This is a genomic window from Polaromonas sp. AET17H-212 (assembly GCF_002379085.1).
In the GTDB taxonomy this organism is placed as follows: Bacteria; Pseudomonadota; Gammaproteobacteria; order Burkholderiales; family Burkholderiaceae_C; genus Polaromonas.
The window spans coordinates 1-16,461 of record NZ_NBZW01000023.1 but is presented as its reverse complement, the minus strand read 5'-3'; the positions used below and the strand labels follow the sequence as shown (position 1 = coordinate 16,461).

Below are 16,461 nucleotides of genomic sequence, written 5' to 3'. Positions count from 1 at the left end.
CCGTTGCGGCGATCCGTCCGGCGCAATACCGGCAAGCCCCTGGGGCAGCCTGCCCCCCGCATTTGGCCGACAATCAGGCCATGCCCCTACCTCCACCCCCCATCCGAAGGCACAGCAACAAGGCCAACAACGAGCTTTTGGTCAAGGGACTCCTGTGCGTCCTGATCGGCCTGGCCGTGCTGGTGTCGCCTTACTTCATCAGCTCGCCGGGCATGCAGGGCATCGTCGCCAAGGCTTCACTGGTGGGCTGGTTTGCACTGGTGCTGGGCCTCGGCTTTATCGGCGTGTATGTGCGCCGGCGCCTCGCCGGCAGGACCGGTCCGTCGGGCCCGCTGTAGTTTCACGGCAGTTCCGCCCGTCGCCATCGCTACATTTTTTGTAGCATCAGGCACACGGAACGTAAGAGCTGGCGCCTGGATGAGCGGGCACAGGCGACACCGGCGCTGACGCGACGGCGATCCGCACAGGCCCATTGGGCACTTGGAGCGCACTGTCCTACACCGGCGCAGTGCAATCCCTTGCGCCATTCCTGCGGTCAGCGGGGGAGACTGGCTACGTGACTCCCGTGAACCTTGCCGCCGGAACCCTCCAAGGGGCCGGCCACCCTTCCCCCACCCGACGCCCCGCAGCGTTGAAGGCCTATATCGTGGAGGACAACGCGGTGATCCGGGACAACCTGGTCGACACATTGACCGAGCTGGCCGGCGTGCAGACGGTGGGCTACGCAGAGACCGAACAAGGCGCCTGCCTCTGGCTGGCCCAGCATCCGCGCGACTGGCAACTGCTGGTGGTCGATCTTTTCCTTCAACAGGGCAGCGGGCTGGGCGTGCTCAAGGGTTGCCGGCAGCGCTCGCGGCAACAACGCGTGGTGGTGTTGTCCAACTACGCCACGGACGACATCCGCCAGCGCTGCCTGGCGTGCGGTGCGGATGCGGTTTTCGACAAGTCCACCGAACTCGACCAGTTCCTCGCCTACTGCACGCGCCCGCACTGACATACTCGGGCCGCTCAGGCCAGGGCCACCTCGATGCGGCGCGGCCTGGCCTCTTCGGCCTTGGGAATGTTCAGCCGAAGCACCCCGTTGTCGAGTTTCGCCTCGATTTTCCCCGGGTCCAGCTCCCGGCTCAAGGTGAAGGTGCGGCGGTACAGCGGGTTCAGCACCTCGCCGTAGATCAGCGTCATGTCGGCCCCCACCGGCGCCGCCGCGGCCCCTTCAATCACCAGGTTGTCGCCGTCCACCCGCACGGTCAGCCGGTCCTTGGCCACGCCGGGCAGGTCGGCCAGCATGGTAAAGCCGGCATCGTCTTCAAAAATGTCCACAGGCGGCAGCACGGCCGTCGTGCGCTGCGCCAAGACGCCCTGCGCGCTGTCGGCGCCGCCCTGGACGGCTGGCGCCACATCGCGGGCCGGGTTGCTCTGGCTCAAAGCTGTGTTCTGGTTCATCACATGCTCCTTGAAAAAAGTAAAAAATTCAGGGTTTCAGTGGATCTGGATCTGGCGCGGCTTCGACGACTCACGGCGCGCCACCCTGACGCGCAGCAGGCCATCGCGGTAGGTCGCACTGATGGCCGTGGGGTCGGCGTCTTCGGGCAGGGACACCACGCGCCGGAAAGCGCCCTCGAAGCGCTCCTTGGCATAAACCGCCACCTGGTCATTGGCCGGCTGTTCTGCCTTGCGTTCGCCGGCCATGACCAGCAGGCCCTTGTCGACCGTAAGCTGCAGCGCGGCGGGGTCGAGACCAGGCGCCAGCGCCAGCACCTCGATGGCTTCGGGCGTGCTGCCCACATTGATCACCGGGAAGGTGTTGCGCGGCATCGCGCGTATGCTGCTGGCGCCGTCGGGCCGGAAAACCTGCTCGAAGCTCTGCTGCAGGCGGTTGAGGTCGGCGAAGATGTCGCCGTACAGGTTCAATCCATTCATGATGGCAATCTCCTTTTCTGAAAATTGTGAAGGGACTCACACCATCAGGTGGGCTGCCGGACTGCCGGGACAGGCCACGGCGCCACGGCAAACGCAGCCACCGCACCGCGGTGGCCGCCCTGACGGCAGGGACATATTGGCGCTTTGCAGGCTTTCAAGAGGCTGCGGCCAGAAATTTTGAGGGGCGCGTCGCTGCCGTCAGGCAGTGATCGAAGACAGCTGAACTGGCTGTCCCCCGATGGCAGGTCCGGGCGGGCGGGCCCTGTGCTCAACCCTCGCGGGGCGGTCGCGGAATTTTCTTGAAACGCACCAGGCGGTCGGTTTCTATCCGGTCCTTCTTGACCTGCCGCTCGGCATCGAGCAGTTGCCCAGCGGCCAGCCACTGGGCGAACTCTTCGGGCGTTTCCAGCGTGACGCGGCCCAGCGTGGCGGCACGGAACTCGTAAATCACGATCTCCGCGGCTTTCTGCAGGTTCACCCGGCCTTTGCTCAGCACCGCACCGCGCTTGCGGCCGATCTCCTCAAGCAGTTGCTCGTCGGTGATGCCGGGCGTCAGCGTGAGCTTGTAGCGCGCCTCCAGCAGGGCTGGGTAGGCCTGGATCAGGTAGTCCAGCAGTTCCAGCGCGACCTCTTCCTCGTTGAAGGCATTGCGGCCAATGGCGCCGCTGGCGGCCAGGTTATAGCCGCTTTTGGCGACGATGATGCGGGGCCACAACATGCCCGGCGTGTCCCACAGGTAAAAGCCGTCGGCCAGCACGATGCGCTGCTCGAGCTTGGTGATGCCGGCCTCGTCACCGGTCTTGGTGGCGCGCTTGCCGGTCAGGGTGTTGATCAGCGTGGACTTGCCGACATTGGGAATGCCGCAGATCAGCACGCGCATGGGCTTGACCATGCTGCCACGCGTGGGCGCCAGCGCGTGGCAGGCGTCAATCAGGCGGCGCGCCGGCGTGGTTTCGCTGGCGTCGAGCGCAATCGCGCTGGTCCCGGGCAGGCTGTTGTAGTGCGCGAGCCAGAGCGGCGTGCGCGCCGGATCGGCCAGGTCCTGCTTGTTGAGCACCTTGAGCGCGGGCTTGGCGCCGGTCAGTTCGGCCAGCATGGGGTTGGCGCTGGAGCCGGGCAGGCGCGCGTCCAGCAGCTCGATGACCACATCAATTTCCTTGATGCGCTCACTGATCGCCTTCTTGGTCAGGTGCATGTGACCGGGGAACCACTGGATAGCCATTGTCGGGATACGCTTTCTGTTCGTTGCTCGGGCGCGGGCTGCGCGATGCAGCCGGCCAGCAGGGATTGTCACCCACCCGGGCGACCGGGCCTGACAGGCAGACCTTCCCCCCGCCTACGCGGCGAGCGGCCCTGGCACGGGAAGATGACACACCGGCCGCGCCATGCGGCTTCCCCCATTTTCACCGCGCAGCCCTGGCCGCGCTTTCAAGGAGCACCCATGAAGATACTGATGGTTTTGACCTCACACGACCAGCTCGGCGACACCGGCAAAAAAACCGGCTTCTGGCTGGAAGAATTTGCAGCCCCTTACTATGTCTTCAAGGACGCAGGCGCCGACATCACACTGGCCTCCCCCCAAGGCGGGCAGCCGCCGCTGGACCCGAAAAGCGACGCCCCGGACGCGCAGACCGACGCCACACGCCGCTTCAAGGAAGACAGCCCGGCCCAGCAGGCGCTGGCACACACCGTCAAGCTGGCCGGCCTGAAGGATGCGGACTTCGACGCAGTGTTCTACCCCGGTGGCCACGGCCCGCTGTGGGACCTGGCCGAAGACAAGGCCTCGATCGGGCTGATCGAGCGCATGTTCGCCGCCGGCAAACCAGTGGCGGCGGTCTGCCACGCGCCCGGTGTGTTGCGCCACGCCAGGGCCGCCAGCGGCGCGCCGCTGGTGCAGGGTAAAAAGGTCGCGGGTTTCACCAACACCGAGGAAGCGGCGGCGCAGCTCACCGATGTCGTGCCTTTCCTGGTCGAAGACATGCTGCGCAACCACGGCGGCGACTACAGCAAGGGCGCCGACTGGCAGTCTTACGTGGTGAACGACGCCAATCTGATCACCGGACAGAACCCGGCCTCGTCCGAAGCGGCGGCGCATGAAGTGCTGCGTCAGCTGGCCTCCCGGCCGGCCTGAGCCTGCGGGCGGCTTTACGCAAGCCGCCGGCTACAGCGCGACCGCGGCCTCGCGGCTGGGCAAGCCCAGCCGGTCGGCCGAGACATACTGCTGGCGGTAGATCTCGAAAGGCATGGTGTCGGCCGCCTCGATTTTTTTCTGCTCGGCAATGGACTGGCGCGACAGTGCCTCGAACGCGGCCTGTTGCTCGGCGGAAAACGGCAGGCCGAGCAGCGCCTCTTTGGTCCTGGCCGAGCGCTCGCGCGCAAACGCAACAAAGGAGTTCTCGTGGTCCCTGGCCATGGCTGCCAGCACACGCGCCGATGGCAGGGTGGCAGGGTCCAGCAGCGCCGCCTCGGCGGCCAGCAGGGTGTCGCGGTACTGCGTGCCCCCCCCGTTCGCCGCGTCGAGTGCGGCGGCAATCGGAGCACACTGCGCCACCACCTCGGCACCCCAGCCGGTCAGCGGCACCTCTCGCCCGCCACGCTTGAGCAGCAGGCCGCTCTGGCGCCCGCGCGCCGCGGTGTGGTGCTGGTTGTGCTTGAGTTCGGCGATCTCCTGCGGCGTGTCGGGCGGGCTGTCGCTGAGCAGGCAGTGCAGCAGGAACACGTCGAGAAAACGCATGGTCTGGGCGTTGATGCCGACCGGCTCGAACGGGTCCAGGTCCATCAGCCGCACTTCGATGTATTCGACGCCGCGCTCGCGCAGCGCATGCAGCGGGCGTTCGCCCGGGAAAATCACGCGTTTGGGCCGGATCGTGCCGTAGAACTCGTTTTCAATCTGCAGCAAGGTGGTGGCCAACTGGTTGTAGTCGCCGCCGGGGTTCTGGATGCCCACCGCTTCATAGGCCGGGTAAGGCCGTGTCAGCGCGTCCTGCAGCGAGGCGCCGTAACCTTCCAGGCTGTTGTAGCTGACGGCCAGCGAGGCCTGCGCATCGCTCTGGTAACCCAGGCGACCCATGCGCAGCGAGGTGCCGTGCGGCATGTACATGGTGCTGCTTGATAGTTGCTGCAACTCGTGCTGGCGCCCGGCCACAAAGGTCGAACAGACGGCCGGCGAGGCGCCGAACAGGTAGAGCAGCAAAAACGCATGGCGGCGGAAATTGCGGATCAGCGCAAAGTACTGTTCACTCGTCACGTCGGGCAGCGACCAGTTGTAGTGGATGCCCGAGATGGTCTGCATGCGCCGGCCGTAGCGGTGCGACAGGCCCATGCGGTAAACGCTTTTGGCGCGCCCGACATTGGATGAGCCGAAACGCGCGATCGGAATGGTCTCGTCGGTCGGCAGGCCGCAGGGCATGCTGGAGACCCAGAGCATTTCGTCGCCGACGGCCTGCATCGCGCGGTAGGTGAACTGGTGAATCTGCGTGAGCTCGCGCAGCGCGGCGTCCGCGCCGTCGCCCAGGCCCTTGTGCGCGGCGGTGACGAGTTCGACCTGGGACTCGCTGAAGTCGGTGGTGATGCAGGGGTGCGTCAGGGCCGAGCCGAGCGCGGCCGGGTGCGGCGTCAGCGCCAGCGCGCCGCCGGGCTGGGCGCGCAGGCTTTCCTTCTCGATGCCGCGGCGCATGCCTTTCAGCCTGGCAGGGCCGAGCGCCTGGAGGCGGTCTCCCAGAAGCGCGGCAGATCGCGCAAGCAAGCTGGTCATAAAGTTCTTCCCTCTGAATCGTTCGTGGCGTGCAAGGTATCACAGGCCGGGGTTGTTTGCAGGCCGGGCGGCGCGGCGCCGGGCCTTGCCACGCGGCGCGACGCGGTCCGCTCTTGCCGGCTTGTGCACAACACTATGGTTTTGATAGCTGATGGCGCCCGTCCTGCTTGGGTCGGTGGCTTATTTCATTTCAAAATGCAGCCACCGGTCGGAACCGGGCAGGAAACCCGGCGCAGCGCCATCACGGGAAAGCCCTTACGGCTGCCGATTTTCGTCTGAAGCGCTAGAACCGGACAACACGCGCAGCAGCCACTGGTTCATGTCGGCGATCTCTTCCATGCAGACCGAGTGTTCCATGTCGTATTCGTGCCAGTCCACCGGATAACCCAGCGCCACCAGCGCGTCGCGCGTGCCGGTGGCCGCGGCCAGCGGCACCACGCCGTCGCGCTTGCCGTGCGCCAGGAAAATCGGCAGCCCTTCGTTGGCCGAGCTGCGCTCTGCCGCCACGGTATGCGCCAGCGGCAGGTAACCCGACAGCCCCATGATGCCGGCCAGCCGTTCGGGATAACGCAGGCCGGTCATCAGCGCCATCGCACAACCCTGGGAAAAACCGGCCACCACGATGCGGCTGGCCGGAATGCCGCGCGAGGTTTCGCGTTCCAGCAGCGTGTTGATGGCGGCTTGGGTCTGGCGCATGCCGGTTTCGTCCTGGCCTGCCGTCAGGTTGGCCCCCAGGATGTCGTACCACGCCGGCATCTGGTAGCCGCCGTTGATGGTGACGGGAATCACCGGTGCATGGGGAAACAGGAAGCGCACCGGGCCCACGCTGGACAAATCGAGCTGCTCGGCCACGGGAACAAAATCGCGGCCGTCGGCGCCCAGGCCGTGCATGATCACAATGGTGGCGACGGGCTGCTCGCCCGTCTGGGCTTCGGTAACTTCAAGAGACATGGGTCAACCCGGTAGTCGGTGGGAAAGCCGCTGATTTTAAGGGCCGGCCGCTTCCCGGGCGCTGCGGCCGGCTTTTGCTGCAATGCCCCGGCCGGCCTTGCGGTCAAGCGCTTGCCACCACGGGGTGGTTATTGCTAGCATTTATTGTCAGTATTTTCTGACTCGCATTGGACATGGGAGATTCGCATGAAACTCATCATTGCTGCCGCGGCCCTGGCCGCCTCGTCACTGGCTCTGGCCAACAACTGCCCCAACGAGATGAAGGCGATAGACGCCAAACTCGCCAGCAATCCCAAGCTGTCGGCCGCCGACATGGGCAAGGTCAAGGCCTTGCGTGCCGAAGGAGAGACCTTCCACAAGGCCGGCAAACACGACGAATCCATGAAGGCCCTGGGCGACGCCAAAAAACTGTTGGGCCTGTGAGCCTGCGTTGTCAGCGCCTGAGCGCGGCCGGCATGGGCGGACGGCGCAGCGTCATCAGCCGGCCCGGTTCAGCCAGGTGATGCTGAGTTGCAGCACCGTCGCAAACAGGACCCACAGCAGGTAGGGGATGTTGACCCAGACCACCCAGCGCGCCCGCTGCCAGATGGCCGCCATGGCCCAGACCAGCGTGCCAAGCACCAGCAGGATGTCGAGACTGGCCAGCGCGTTGTTCTTCAGGCCGAACTGGATGGGCGTGTACGCCAGATTGCACAGCAGGTTCAGGATGAAAGGCAGCAGCACGCGAAACGGCAGGCGGCGCTTGAGGTATTGCAGCAACACAAAACCGAAGCTGACGGCGATGATGACGTAAAGAACGGTCCACACCGGACCGAACACCCCTGCCGGTGGCGCAAAAAAAGGCTTGCTCAACTGGGCGTACCAGGCGGCGCTGCTGCTGCTGTCCATGAAAATCCTTCGAGAAAGTCGCGTTGACAACGCGTTAATGACGCGTTAACAACGCGTTGCCGTCGTAACGACTGTTTTTAGCACCCGACGGGCCATGGCATAAGCACCCGGCGCTGATCCTCAGGTAGGACGTGACCGCGAAGCCGGGCGGCCAGCACGTCCCCCTGAAGCGGCTACCATGACGGGTTGACCGGCCTGCCCCCCGCGCACGATTTTCCCCACCCATGACGACACCTTCTGCTCCTGCCAGCCCCGATGCGGCCCGGGCGATTTTTTCTGCGCTGCAGCAGCGGGCCGCTGTCGCCGGCCTGTTTTTGCGGGCGCCGCCGGCCGAGCCCACGACCTGCTGCGGCCGCGGCTGCAACGGCTGCGTGTGGGAAAGTTACTACGTTGCGGCCGCCTGGTGGCAGGAAGAAGCGCTGCGCGGGCTGGAAGCTTGACTTGCCTTGCCACTTGAACGACCATCAATTGGCAAGCCGGCATTGAACGGCCAGAGTGCTCTGGCCCGTGCCGGCCGCGGGGGTTCACCACATGAGACAAGTGTTCGAGCGACTGCTGGGACTGAAGAACAAGACGGCTGACGCTCCGGATTCCGGGCTGAAACCGGAAGTCCGCACGCCAGCAGCGAGCGCCCGCGACAGCCAGCACACCATCGAGGACAACTCCGACAACGGCACGCGCCGCCAACTCGTGCAGATGCTGCTGCGCGACTGCCTGCGCAGACACGGCATTGCGACGGACTGGGTGGAGTGCCAGATGCTGGTGGTCAATAGCCGCAGCCGCGGCCCGGGCATGTACGTGCGGCTGGTGCTGCGTCACTGGGACACACACCTGATGACCTATGCCTTCGCTTTCCAGAACGAGCTGCTCGCCGCGATCACCCAGTTCGAGCCGCAGTCCGCGACCTGGCTGCACGGTATTTCCTGGGAGTTCAAGGTCGGGGACAGCTGCCCCTACCCCGACATGCCCGACCCGGCCATCTGGGGGCCGCCGGCCCTTGCTGCTACCGCCACGGCCGCGCCTGCCGTGCTTCCCGCCGCTGACATCGAAGATGACGTGATGCGCGACCTGAAGGACCTGCAAAACATGTTTGCGGCACGCGACGCCAGCCTCGAGCAAGAGGCGGCAGCAGGCGCCCACGCCGACTTCCAGCCGACGCAGCCTTCCGGGCTGGGTTAGGACCGCAGACGAGGCCCTGCACCGCAGCAGCAGGGCCCGGTTTGCGGCCCTGGCCACCAGAAAGCCAGATGTCCCCCTCGCCCTCGCCACACGATCCCCCCGCACTGGCCGATTCGCGCTATGCCGTGCTTCGCCTGATGGTCACGCTGGCCCTGATGACCGTGGGCGCCAGCGGCATGTATGTGGTGGCGGTCGTCCTGCCGGCGGTACAGGCCGAATTTGGCGTGGCGCGCGCCGATGCCTCCCTGCCCTATACGCTGCTGATGATCGGCTTTGGCGTTGGCGGCATGCTGATGGGCCGCCTCGCCGACCGGTTCGGCGTGATGGTGCCGCTGCTGTTGGGGGCTGCCAGCCTGGGGCTCGGTTATGTCGCCGCGGCCATGGCCGGCAGCATCTGGACCTTCACACTGGCCCATGGCTTCCTGATCGGCCTGTTCGGCAGTTCCGCGACCTTCGCGCCGCTGCTGGCCGATACATCGCTCTGGTTTGTGCGCCGCCGCGGCATTGCCGTCGCCGTGTGCGCCAGCGGCAACTACATCGGCGGCGCCCTCTGGCCGCCCATCGTGCAGCACTTTGTGGAAACCGTGGGCTGGCGTCACACCTACCTCGCCCTGGGGCTCTTCAGTTTTGTCACCATGACGGCGCTGGCCCTGCTGATGCGCCGGCGCCCGCCGGTGGCGGTGCCGGCGGCGGTACGCCAGAACCTCTCCGCCACGCCCAGCAGCCTGCCCTTCGGACTGTCGCCCGGCAAGGCGCAAGCCCTGCTGTGTGTGGCCGGCGTGGCCTGCTGCGTGGCCATGGCCATGCCGCAGGTCCACATTGTTTCCTATTGCACGGACCTCGGTTACGGCGCGGCGCGCGGTGCCGAAATGCTTTCGCTGATGCTGGCCTGCGGCGTGGTCAGCCGCCTGGTGTCGGGCCTGGTCTGCGACCGTATTGGCGGCCTGCGCACGCTGCTGCTGGGTTCGACCCTGCAGGGCATCGCGCTGCTGCTGTTCCTGCCCTTCGACGGCCTGGTGTCGCTGTACCTGATCGCCGCGCTGTTCGGCCTGTTTCAGGGCGGCATTGTTCCTTCCTACGCCATCATCGTGCGGGAATACTTCCTGCCCGCCGAGGCCGGCGCGCGGGTCGGCACGGTCATCATGGCCACCATGGTGGGCATGGCGATGGGCGGCTGGATGTCGGGCAAGGTGTTTGACCTGACGGGCTCCTACCAGGCCGCCTTCTTCAATGGCATCGCCTGGAATCTGCTGAATTTCGGCATTGCCCTGTTCCTGCTGTACCGCGTGCGGGGTCGCAGCGCGGTGGTGCAGGCCGCCTGATCACCGGCCACCCCGCCGGTTTCAGCACAAAACAGGCCTCCAGCCCTTACTCCGCCTTATGAAACAGCTATATATTTGATAGCAAACAAAGCTCAGACCCGATCCGGCAAGCGCATCGGCTGACACAAGAACCGGTTGCCCGCCTGCGCTGCTGCCAAGGCCGCGGGCGCAAGATGGCTCTTTTGAAAGGCCTGCGCATGAACACCGCCCTGAAATACGCCCTTGCTGCCCTGCTGCCTGTACTGTCCGGCGGCCAGGCGCTGGCCTGCTACACCGTCTACAACCGCGCCAACCAGGTGATCTACCATGCCGCGCAGGCCCCGGTGGACATGCGTTACCAGCTGCACCAGACCCTGCCCGCGATCTTTCCCGGCGGCCACATGGTGTTTTCCATCACCGACACCTCCTGCCCGCCAGTCAACCTGACGCGCAGCAATATCAGGGATTCGGCAGGTGGCAGCGTGGCTTACGCGGCAGGGCCCGGCGAAACCATGATGCAGGCGCCCCGGAACCGGCCTTACAAAGAGGCCCGCAACTAGCGTCCATGGAGGCGGACGGTTGAACGGCGCTTACTGCGCGTGCGCGTGCGCGTCGAACAACGCGTGCACCGGCGAGTCCTCCGGCAGCACATACACCACGCCGGGGTTTCGGCCCAGCGCGGGACCCACCACGGCTTCATAAAAGGCCACGGGCACCACGACACAGCCCAGCGAAATACGGTTGTCCGCCGGACTGCTGGAGGCCAGCCGCTGCGCGCGCTGCTCCTGGCTGCTGCCGGGACGCAAGCGGTGAATCGCCAGGCCTTCCCGGTAGTTGACCCACACCACCTCCTCGCCCTGCAGGTTGCGCCCAGGCTGCGACACAAAACGCCCGGCGGGGGTCGTACGCTCCCCCGGCAGGATGCGCGACAGTTCGCGCTCGCCGATGCCGGGCACCGCGTGGTCACCGCTGGCCAGGCCCAGCAGGACGGCCGACGCACCACGCAGGCGACCGCCCGGCCCGAACACAAACATCCGCGCGTTTTTCTTGTCGACAATGACAAAGGGCAGCCCCAGGTGGTCCGAAGCGGCCAGCACCCGGCTGGCCGCGTAGCGGGCTTCGGCCGACGCCGCCTCGTCAGCAAAATCGGCCAGCAGCAAAGGCTGCGCTTCGGTACCGGCCTTCGCCACGGGTGCTGCAAGCAGGGCCAGGGCCCCCAGCGCCAGCGCGGCGCGCAGCACGCTGCTCTTGATGCTCATCCGTTCCCCCGGTGTGGTTATGAAGACACATCGCCGGGGTTTTTCCCGAAGACGTAGGAAACATCCTACACGGCAAGGCCGCGAACTGGCAAGTCCGAAGCAGGTCTGGAGCTGAAAAATTTATTTGATAGCAGCCCACCCTTTAAAGAAGAGGGCCGAGACTGAATTTGACCTGCAGTTGGCGCATCAGGTGACCAGGCGCAATGTAGGCGCCGTCTGACAGTGAAGCCGCCGCTCAGGATGGCTGGCGCGCCGGAATCAGGTCGCCAAACACGGCCTGCAGCGGCCGCGTTTCCGGCAGGACATAAACCACGCCGCGGCGCGTGCCGAGCGCGGGCTTGACCACCGCGTCATAAAACTCGGCCGGCAGATTGATGCAGCCAAAGGAGATGCGATTGTCGTCCGGCGTGGCGGACGCGAGCCGCTCCAGCCGGCGCTCTGTCGGGTCCTTGGCCCGTACGCGATGCATGGACACGGCGGCTGCGTAGTCCACCCAGACAATATCTTCGCCAAAGGAGTTCACACCGGGCAGGGAAACAAACCGGCCGGCCGGCGTGGTGCGTTCGTGCGGCCGGATGGCCGACATTTCGCGCTCGCCAATGCCTGACACCGAATCGTCGCCGAGGGCAGACCCCATCAGCGCCGGGGTGGCGCCGCTGAGTTTTCCGCTCGGTTGGAAGACAAACACCCTGACATGCTGTTTGTCGACGATGACAAACGGCATGCCATGGTGATCGCGTGATGCCATCACCCAGTCGGCCATCTGCCGCACTGCAGGCGAAGGCTCCTCGGACAGGAAATCGGCCACCCGGGGCCACTGGTTGACAGCGGACACGGCGGCACTTTGCCGGCTCTGTGTCGATGTGACATGTCCCGGCAGCACCAGCGCCAGCACGGCACACCCCATGCCCAGCCCCTTGAGGATGGCATCGAAGGATGAGGCGTCTGTACGGGTCATGTCAGACATAGCGGGATCTCAGGTTGCGCGGGAAAACGGAGGCAGGGACGCGCCATGACAACATGGGACGCCCCTGCGAAGCCTTGCGCATGAGGAATGACGCAGGCTTAGTTGCGGTCAGCGCGGGGCTCAGGCATCACGGTGCCGCTCTGCATCGTGCTGCTCGCGCTGGTGTCGGCCGACGTTCCGGTACCGGTGGCGGGCTGGGCCTGCGTCGTGGTGCTGGTGTCGGGCGTGACAGGGGCCTTCATCGTGGCATCACCTTGCGCATTGACGTCGCCGGGCGCACCCGGTGTGGTCGATTGTGCATAGGCAAAACCAGCGCCGGCAACAAGGGCGGCAGCAGTGATGGCAGCGGTCAGGGTTTGATTGAGTTTCATGGGTAGCTCCTAAATGGAAAAGCCCGGTGAAGGGCCATGGGTTCATGCCGACCGGAGGGCCGACTGAGTCCAATTTAGGACTGCCTGCTTGCCAGTGAAGTGGGCCTCATCCCCATGTGCCTGTAGGACTGGTCCGGTCTGCGGAGAAATGCTTGCACAACGTTACTCCCGGTTGCACAACATGAATCCATTGGGCTGGATGCTACCTAATCAATAGCATATTCAATGCCGGCGGCTTCAGCAGGCATGAAGTGGCGACGCGAGTGGCGATTCGGGCCATGACCCAGGCCGTTGCAGTTTTTACCGGGGTTTCAATGCCCCTGGACGCCACGCGGGACAAGGCCTACAGCGTTTATCAGCGCCGGCCTGCAACACCGGCGGGCTGTGTGCAGACACACTGGAACCGTGCCTGCCGGGTTCGCGCTACCAAGACAGGTATCGGACTTCCGCCCTTCGGTGAAACGTCGGAACATTGTCCAGTGAACCCGGCGGCATCCATGGCTTTCGCCTCTCGCGTTCTTCTCGCTCTCAGGCCGGCAGTCTGCCCGCCATGGCCTTGCCGACCTCGTTGCTGCCTTGCGCAGCGCCGCTTTGCGGCACCATCTCGCCAGTCCGTTCCGTCACCTCGGCCAGCCGCGCGGCCAGCGCCTCCGGCACCTGTTCGCCCGTGCCCAGGTAGACGCCCTGCGTCAGCGTGATGTTGGCCGCCTCGAAGGTGCCGGCGCCCGCGCAAAGAATGGTGCGTGTCGGCGCATCCTGCGACGCCAGCACCAGCATGGCCGGCACCACGGCTTGCGGCTGCAGCGCCTGCAGCACCTCTTCGGGCATCAGCCCTTCGGTCATGCGCGTGGCCGCTGTCGGTGCCAGGCAGTTGACACGAATGTCATTTTTCGCCCCCTCGATGGCCAGCGTCTGCATCAGCCCGACCAGCGCCATCTTGGCTGCGCCGTAGTTGGACTGGCCGAAGTTGCCGTACAGGCCCGAGGACGACGTGGTCATCACGATGCGGCCGTATTTCTGCGCCGCCATGATGTCCCACACGGCCTTGCTGCAATGCACGGCGCCCATCAGGTGCACGTTCAGCACCAGCGCGAAATCGGCCAGGTCCATCTTGGCAAAACTCTTGTCACGCAGGATGCCGGCGTTGTTGACGAGGATGTCGACGCGGCCCCAGGCGTCCACGGCCTGCTGCACCATGGCCTGCACCGCCGCAAAGTCGGTCACCGAGGCGCCGTTGGCGATCGCTTCGCCGCCGGCCGCGCGGATCTCGGCCACCACCGCATCGGCGGCGCTGACCGAGCCGCCAGAACCGTCACGCGCGCCGCCGAGGTCGTTGACCAGCACCTTCGCGCCGCGCCTGGCCAGGGCCAGCGCATGTTGCCGGCCCAATCCGCCGCCTGCGCCCGTGACGATGGCCACCCGGCCCTTGAAATCAATACCCATTTGCTTGTCCTTGTCGTGTTGGTGATGCCTGGTCTGCCGCAAGTCTGATAGCCTAACCACACTGCACTGGCAAACCAGGTCGTACTGTAATGGACCGCCCCGCCTCACCCTGAAAGCCGCCATGGAACTCAACCTCGAAACCGTCACCACCCCGCCGCGACCGGCCGCCACCGTGGTGTTGCTGCGCGATGCGCCCGCGGGCCTGGAGGTGTTCCTCATGAAGCGCCACGGCCTGTCGGACGTGCTGGGCGGCGCCTATGTGTTCCCCGGCGGCAAGATCGATGCCGCCGATGCCGAGCTGGACATGGCCGCCCACCTGGACCAGCCGCTGGACGCGCTGCATGCCGGGCTGAACGAACCCGGCATCGACCGGCGCACGGCCGGCGCCGTGTACGTGGCGGCGCTGCGCGAAGCCTTTGAGGAGTCGGGCGTGCTGTTCGCGCAGGGCCCTGCCCTGCCCGGCCTCGCCGACCAGGCGGCCGCGCTGCTGCGCGAAGGTCACGGCTTCAATGCCGTGCTGGCCCGCATGGCCTTGCGCCTGCAGACACTCGACGTGGTGCCCTGGTCACGCTGGATCACCCCTGTCACCCCCTCGGTGAGCAACAAGCGTTTCGACACGCGTTTTTTTGTCGCCGCGGTGCCCGGCGGCCAGGTGGCCAGCCACGACAATTTCGAGACCACCGAGAGCATCTGGCTGAGCCCACGCCATGCGCTGCAGCAGTACTGGGACCGGCAGATCGAACTGGCCCCGCCGCAAATCATGAGCCTGGCGCATCTGTCGCGCCACGCGGGTGTGGAAAGTGTGCTGGCCGAGGCCCGCGGGCGCCGGCCACCGGTGATCCAGCCCGAGCCCTTCGAGCATGAAGGCAGCCGGGTGATCTGTTACCCCGGCGATGCGCGCCACTCAGTGCGCGAGCAGGCCCTGCCCGGCCCCACGCGCCTGAGCTACCGCAACCGGCGCTTCGAACCCGACGCCGGCTTCGAGGCCCTGTTCGGCTAGGGTCGCAGCCAGCCAGCTGGAGATGGCAGCCGGTTGGTTGACGGTGCGCAGCGCCTGGAACGCCAGCTCGGCCTCGGGATAACGACGGCGCAGAAAATTGAGCCACTGCTTGAGGCGTCCGGCGCGCGAGTGGGCATCGAGCCGGCTGCAGACCAGCTCCCAGAACTGGGCAATCAGGGGCAGCAGCGTGTCCCAGGCCAGCCCCGCAGCAGGGCCACCGCCGCGGATGGCCAGCGCCAGGCCCGGGTCGGCCACCGCACCGCGGCCCAGCATCAGCATCTCGCAGCCCGAGGCCTGCCGGCACAGGCGTGCATCGTCCACTGTCCAGATCTCGCCGTTGGCCACCACCGGAATGCGGACCGCCGCGCGGATGTCGGCAATACGTTCCCAGTAGGCCGGCGGCCGGTAGGCCTGCGCCTTGGTGCGCGCATGCACCACCAGCTCGTCGGCGCCGCTGCCGGCAATCGCCTGCGCGCAGGCGATTGCCTTGCTGTCGTCGTTGAAGCCAAGGCGCATCTTGGCCGAGACCGGCAGGTGCGCCGGCACGGCGCGCCGCACGGCGGCCACGATGGCCGCAATCGTGTCGGGCTCTTCCAGCAGCGCGGCGCCGCCGCCATGGCGGTTTACCACCTTGGCCGGGCAACCGAAATTGAGGTCGATGCCGGCCGGCCCCAGCGTGGCGAGCCGGGCAGCGTTTTCGGCCAGGCACACCGGGTCCGAGCCCAGCAGTTGTGCACGCACCGGCACCCCCGCCAGCGTGCGCCCGCCAGTGTGCAGCTCGGGCACGATACGCGTGAAGACGCGCTCGGGCAGCAGCTGGTCGGTGATGCGGATGAACTCGGAAACGCAGCGGTCAATGCCGCCGGCCCGCGTCAGGATGTCGCGCAGCACGAAGTCGAGCAGCCCTTCCATGGGCGCAAGCAGAATGGTCATGGCACCCATGCTAACGCGTGGCCCGCGCGGACACCGTGATTGCGTTGCGACCCTGGTGCCAAACCGAGCACCAGCCCTTTGGCGGTGGTCGCCGGAAACTCTGTTTTTGATAGCAATTCCATCCCCCAGTCAGTGTGGCATCGGAAACCGGCGGCAGGCGAACTGCCGCGCTGGTGCGCACGGCCGGCCCGGTGGCCCATGCGGTCCAGGCCGGCAGGCCCTGCACGCTGGTCCTACAAGGGACGCGGGCACGTCTTACATGCCGCGTTGCACAAGAGGCCTACATTGGCTGCTTCATTGAAGGAGACCCCATGGCCCGGCTTGACGCCCCCCGCACAGCACGCAGCAGCCCCCGCACCCTTCCCGCCAGCCCGCTGAGGGACAAGACCTCTGCGGCGCCCCACAAGGGCTGGCCCTTTGCCGAAGGATCGCAGAACCACCTGGATGAAACCTCGGCACCGTGGCCGCGGCCTTCGGCCAGGCCATCCTTTATCC

General features: G+C 66.2%; 21 protein-coding genes. 10 read left to right on the top strand and 11 right to left on the bottom strand.

Annotation, left to right across the window (positions count from 1 at the left end; translation table 11 throughout):
• Positions 1–80 precede the first annotated feature (80 nt).
• Positions 81–338, top strand: coding sequence for a hypothetical protein (locus tag B7G53_RS16535; protein ID WP_096669801.1), 258 nt, complete (start codon positions 81–83; stop codon positions 336–338).
• Positions 339–631: 293 nt separating this feature from the next.
• On the top strand, positions 632–994 hold the full coding sequence (locus B7G53_RS16530; RefSeq protein ID WP_096669679.1) for a response regulator: 363 nt from the start codon (positions 632–634) through the stop codon (positions 992–994).
• Positions 995–1,008: 14 nt separating this feature from the next.
• Here the strand turns inward: B7G53_RS16530 and B7G53_RS16525 are convergent, their stop codons facing one another.
• The 3 genes from B7G53_RS16525 to ylqF form a co-directional block, all read right to left on the bottom strand.
• Positions 1,009–1,443, bottom strand: coding sequence for an Hsp20/alpha crystallin family protein (locus B7G53_RS16525; RefSeq protein WP_096669677.1), 435 nt, complete (start codon positions 1,441–1,443; stop codon positions 1,009–1,011).
• Positions 1,444–1,479: 36 nt separating this feature from the next.
• Entirely contained in the window at positions 1,480–1,920 is a 441-nt protein-coding gene (locus B7G53_RS16520; RefSeq protein WP_096669675.1) for an Hsp20/alpha crystallin family protein, read from the bottom strand.
• 268 nt (positions 1,921–2,188) lie between these two features.
• Complete coding sequence (gene ylqF, locus B7G53_RS16515; RefSeq protein WP_096669673.1) at positions 2,189–3,142, bottom strand: ribosome biogenesis GTPase YlqF; 954 nt, start codon at positions 3,140–3,142, stop codon at positions 2,189–2,191.
• 219 nt (positions 3,143–3,361) lie between these two features.
• Between ylqF and B7G53_RS16510 the strand changes: the two genes are divergently transcribed.
• The gene (locus B7G53_RS16510) at positions 3,362–4,051 is read left to right on the top strand and encodes a type 1 glutamine amidotransferase domain-containing protein (protein ID WP_096669671.1); all 690 of its coding nucleotides are present in this window, start codon (positions 3,362–3,364) and stop codon (positions 4,049–4,051) included.
• Between the two features lie 30 nt (positions 4,052–4,081).
• Here B7G53_RS16510 and gshA read toward each other — a convergent pair whose 3' ends face one another.
• Both gshA and B7G53_RS16500 read right to left on the bottom strand, forming a co-directional pair.
• On the bottom strand, positions 4,082–5,674 hold the full coding sequence (gene gshA, locus B7G53_RS16505) for a glutamate--cysteine ligase (RefSeq protein ID WP_096669669.1): 1,593 nt from the start codon (positions 5,672–5,674) through the stop codon (positions 4,082–4,084).
• 255 nt (positions 5,675–5,929) lie between these two features.
• Positions 5,930–6,625, bottom strand: a complete 696-nt coding sequence (locus B7G53_RS16500; protein WP_096669667.1) for an alpha/beta hydrolase — start codon at positions 6,623–6,625, stop codon at positions 5,930–5,932.
• A 186-nt stretch (positions 6,626–6,811) separates the two neighbouring features.
• On the opposite strand from B7G53_RS16500, the gene B7G53_RS16495 reads away from it, so the two are divergent.
• Complete coding sequence (locus tag B7G53_RS16495) at positions 6,812–7,048, top strand: hypothetical protein (RefSeq protein WP_096669665.1); 237 nt, start codon at positions 6,812–6,814, stop codon at positions 7,046–7,048.
• Positions 7,049–7,102: 54 nt separating this feature from the next.
• Here B7G53_RS16495 and B7G53_RS16490 read toward each other — a convergent pair whose 3' ends face one another.
• Positions 7,103–7,513, bottom strand: coding sequence for a TspO/MBR family protein (locus tag B7G53_RS16490; RefSeq protein WP_096669663.1), 411 nt, complete (start codon positions 7,511–7,513; stop codon positions 7,103–7,105).
• Positions 7,514–7,737: 224 nt separating this feature from the next.
• On the opposite strand from B7G53_RS16490, the gene B7G53_RS16485 reads away from it, so the two are divergent.
• The 4 genes from B7G53_RS16485 to B7G53_RS16470 all read left to right on the top strand — a co-directional run bounded on the left by B7G53_RS16485 (position 7,738) and on the right by B7G53_RS16470 (position 10,553).
• The gene (locus B7G53_RS16485; RefSeq protein WP_096669661.1) at positions 7,738–7,953 is read left to right on the top strand and encodes an oxidoreductase-like domain-containing protein; all 216 of its coding nucleotides are present in this window, start codon (positions 7,738–7,740) and stop codon (positions 7,951–7,953) included.
• Positions 7,954–8,044: 91 nt separating this feature from the next.
• On the top strand, positions 8,045–8,692 hold the full coding sequence (locus B7G53_RS16480) for a hypothetical protein (RefSeq protein ID WP_141396364.1): 648 nt from the start codon (positions 8,045–8,047) through the stop codon (positions 8,690–8,692).
• Between the two features lie 68 nt (positions 8,693–8,760).
• Positions 8,761–10,014 (top strand): MFS transporter, encoded by a 1,254-nt coding sequence (locus B7G53_RS16475; RefSeq protein ID WP_096669657.1) that lies wholly within the window; start codon positions 8,761–8,763, stop codon positions 10,012–10,014.
• A 197-nt stretch (positions 10,015–10,211) separates the two neighbouring features.
• Positions 10,212–10,553, top strand: a complete 342-nt coding sequence (locus B7G53_RS16470; protein ID WP_096669655.1) for a hypothetical protein — start codon at positions 10,212–10,214, stop codon at positions 10,551–10,553.
• A 30-nt stretch (positions 10,554–10,583) separates the two neighbouring features.
• Here the strand turns inward: B7G53_RS16470 and B7G53_RS16465 are convergent, their stop codons facing one another.
• From B7G53_RS16465 to B7G53_RS16450, 4 genes are all read right to left on the bottom strand, one after another.
• A complete protein-coding gene (locus tag B7G53_RS16465; protein WP_255250048.1) occupies positions 10,584–11,252 on the bottom strand; it encodes a hypothetical protein in 669 nt (222 codons plus the stop codon).
• Between the two features lie 235 nt (positions 11,253–11,487).
• Complete coding sequence (locus tag B7G53_RS16460) at positions 11,488–12,219, bottom strand: hypothetical protein (RefSeq protein WP_096669651.1); 732 nt, start codon at positions 12,217–12,219, stop codon at positions 11,488–11,490.
• 98 nt (positions 12,220–12,317) lie between these two features.
• Entirely contained in the window at positions 12,318–12,590 is a 273-nt protein-coding gene (locus tag B7G53_RS16455; protein ID WP_096669649.1) for a hypothetical protein, read from the bottom strand.
• Between the two features lie 528 nt (positions 12,591–13,118).
• Positions 13,119–14,033 carry an SDR family NAD(P)-dependent oxidoreductase gene (locus tag B7G53_RS16450; protein WP_096669647.1) on the bottom strand — a complete coding sequence of 305 codons (915 nt, stop codon included), beginning with the start codon at positions 14,031–14,033 and terminating at the stop codon, positions 13,119–13,121.
• Between the two features lie 121 nt (positions 14,034–14,154).
• Between B7G53_RS16450 and B7G53_RS16445 the strand changes: the two genes are divergently transcribed.
• A complete protein-coding gene (locus B7G53_RS16445; protein ID WP_096669645.1) occupies positions 14,155–15,033 on the top strand; it encodes an NUDIX hydrolase in 879 nt (292 codons plus the stop codon).
• On the opposite strand, the gene B7G53_RS16440 is transcribed toward B7G53_RS16445, so the two are convergent.
• On the bottom strand, positions 14,938–15,966 hold the full coding sequence (locus B7G53_RS16440; RefSeq protein ID WP_096669799.1) for a tRNA-dihydrouridine synthase: 1,029 nt from the start codon (positions 15,964–15,966) through the stop codon (positions 14,938–14,940). The two genes, B7G53_RS16445 and B7G53_RS16440, sit on opposite strands and share 96 nt — an antisense overlap.
• Positions 15,967–16,277: 311 nt before the next feature.
• On the opposite strand from B7G53_RS16440, the gene B7G53_RS23035 reads away from it, so the two are divergent.
• Positions 16,278–16,461 (top strand): hypothetical protein (locus tag B7G53_RS23035; protein WP_217992629.1); only part of this gene is annotated, 184 nt, incomplete at its 3' end.

Excerpts from the sequence above, each read along its gene's own strand:
- B7G53_RS16460 (WP_096669651.1), bottom strand. The coding sequence starts at position 12,219 with ATGTCTGACATGACCCGTACAGACGCCTCATCCTTCGATGCCATCCTC.
- B7G53_RS16510 (WP_096669671.1), top strand. The coding sequence starts at position 3,362 with ATGAAGATACTGATGGTTTTGACCTCACACGACCAGCTCGGCGACACC.
- B7G53_RS16500 (WP_096669667.1), bottom strand. The coding sequence starts at position 6,625 with ATGTCTCTTGAAGTTACCGAAGCCCAGACGGGCGAGCAGCCCGTCGCC.
- B7G53_RS16470 (WP_096669655.1), top strand. The coding sequence starts at position 10,212 with ATGAACACCGCCCTGAAATACGCCCTTGCTGCCCTGCTGCCTGTACTG.
- B7G53_RS16490 (WP_096669663.1), bottom strand. The coding sequence starts at position 7,513 with ATGGACAGCAGCAGCAGCGCCGCCTGGTACGCCCAGTTGAGCAAGCCT.
- B7G53_RS16465 (WP_255250048.1), bottom strand. The coding sequence starts at position 11,252 with ATGAGCATCAAGAGCAGCGTGCTGCGCGCCGCGCTGGCGCTGGGGGCC.
- gshA (WP_096669669.1), bottom strand. The coding sequence starts at position 5,674 with ATGACCAGCTTGCTTGCGCGATCTGCCGCGCTTCTGGGAGACCGCCTC.
- B7G53_RS16485 (WP_096669661.1), top strand. The coding sequence starts at position 7,738 with ATGACGACACCTTCTGCTCCTGCCAGCCCCGATGCGGCCCGGGCGATT.
- B7G53_RS16455 (WP_096669649.1), bottom strand. The coding sequence starts at position 12,590 with ATGAAACTCAATCAAACCCTGACCGCTGCCATCACTGCTGCCGCCCTT.
- B7G53_RS16450 (WP_096669647.1), bottom strand. The coding sequence starts at position 14,033 with ATGGGTATTGATTTCAAGGGCCGGGTGGCCATCGTCACGGGCGCAGGC.
- B7G53_RS16520 (WP_096669675.1), bottom strand. The coding sequence starts at position 1,920 with ATGAATGGATTGAACCTGTACGGCGACATCTTCGCCGACCTCAACCGC.
- B7G53_RS16480 (WP_141396364.1), top strand. The coding sequence starts at position 8,045 with ATGAGACAAGTGTTCGAGCGACTGCTGGGACTGAAGAACAAGACGGCT.
- B7G53_RS16495 (WP_096669665.1), top strand. The coding sequence starts at position 6,812 with ATGAAACTCATCATTGCTGCCGCGGCCCTGGCCGCCTCGTCACTGGCT.
- B7G53_RS16525 (WP_096669677.1), bottom strand. The coding sequence starts at position 1,443 with ATGAACCAGAACACAGCTTTGAGCCAGAGCAACCCGGCCCGCGATGTG.
- B7G53_RS16445 (WP_096669645.1), top strand. The coding sequence starts at position 14,155 with ATGGAACTCAACCTCGAAACCGTCACCACCCCGCCGCGACCGGCCGCC.
- B7G53_RS16440 (WP_096669799.1), bottom strand. The coding sequence starts at position 15,966 with ATGACCATTCTGCTTGCGCCCATGGAAGGGCTGCTCGACTTCGTGCTG.
- ylqF (WP_096669673.1), bottom strand. The coding sequence starts at position 3,142 with ATGGCTATCCAGTGGTTCCCCGGTCACATGCACCTGACCAAGAAGGCG.
- B7G53_RS16475 (WP_096669657.1), top strand. The coding sequence starts at position 8,761 with ATGTCCCCCTCGCCCTCGCCACACGATCCCCCCGCACTGGCCGATTCG.
- B7G53_RS16535 (WP_096669801.1), top strand. The coding sequence starts at position 81 with ATGCCCCTACCTCCACCCCCCATCCGAAGGCACAGCAACAAGGCCAAC.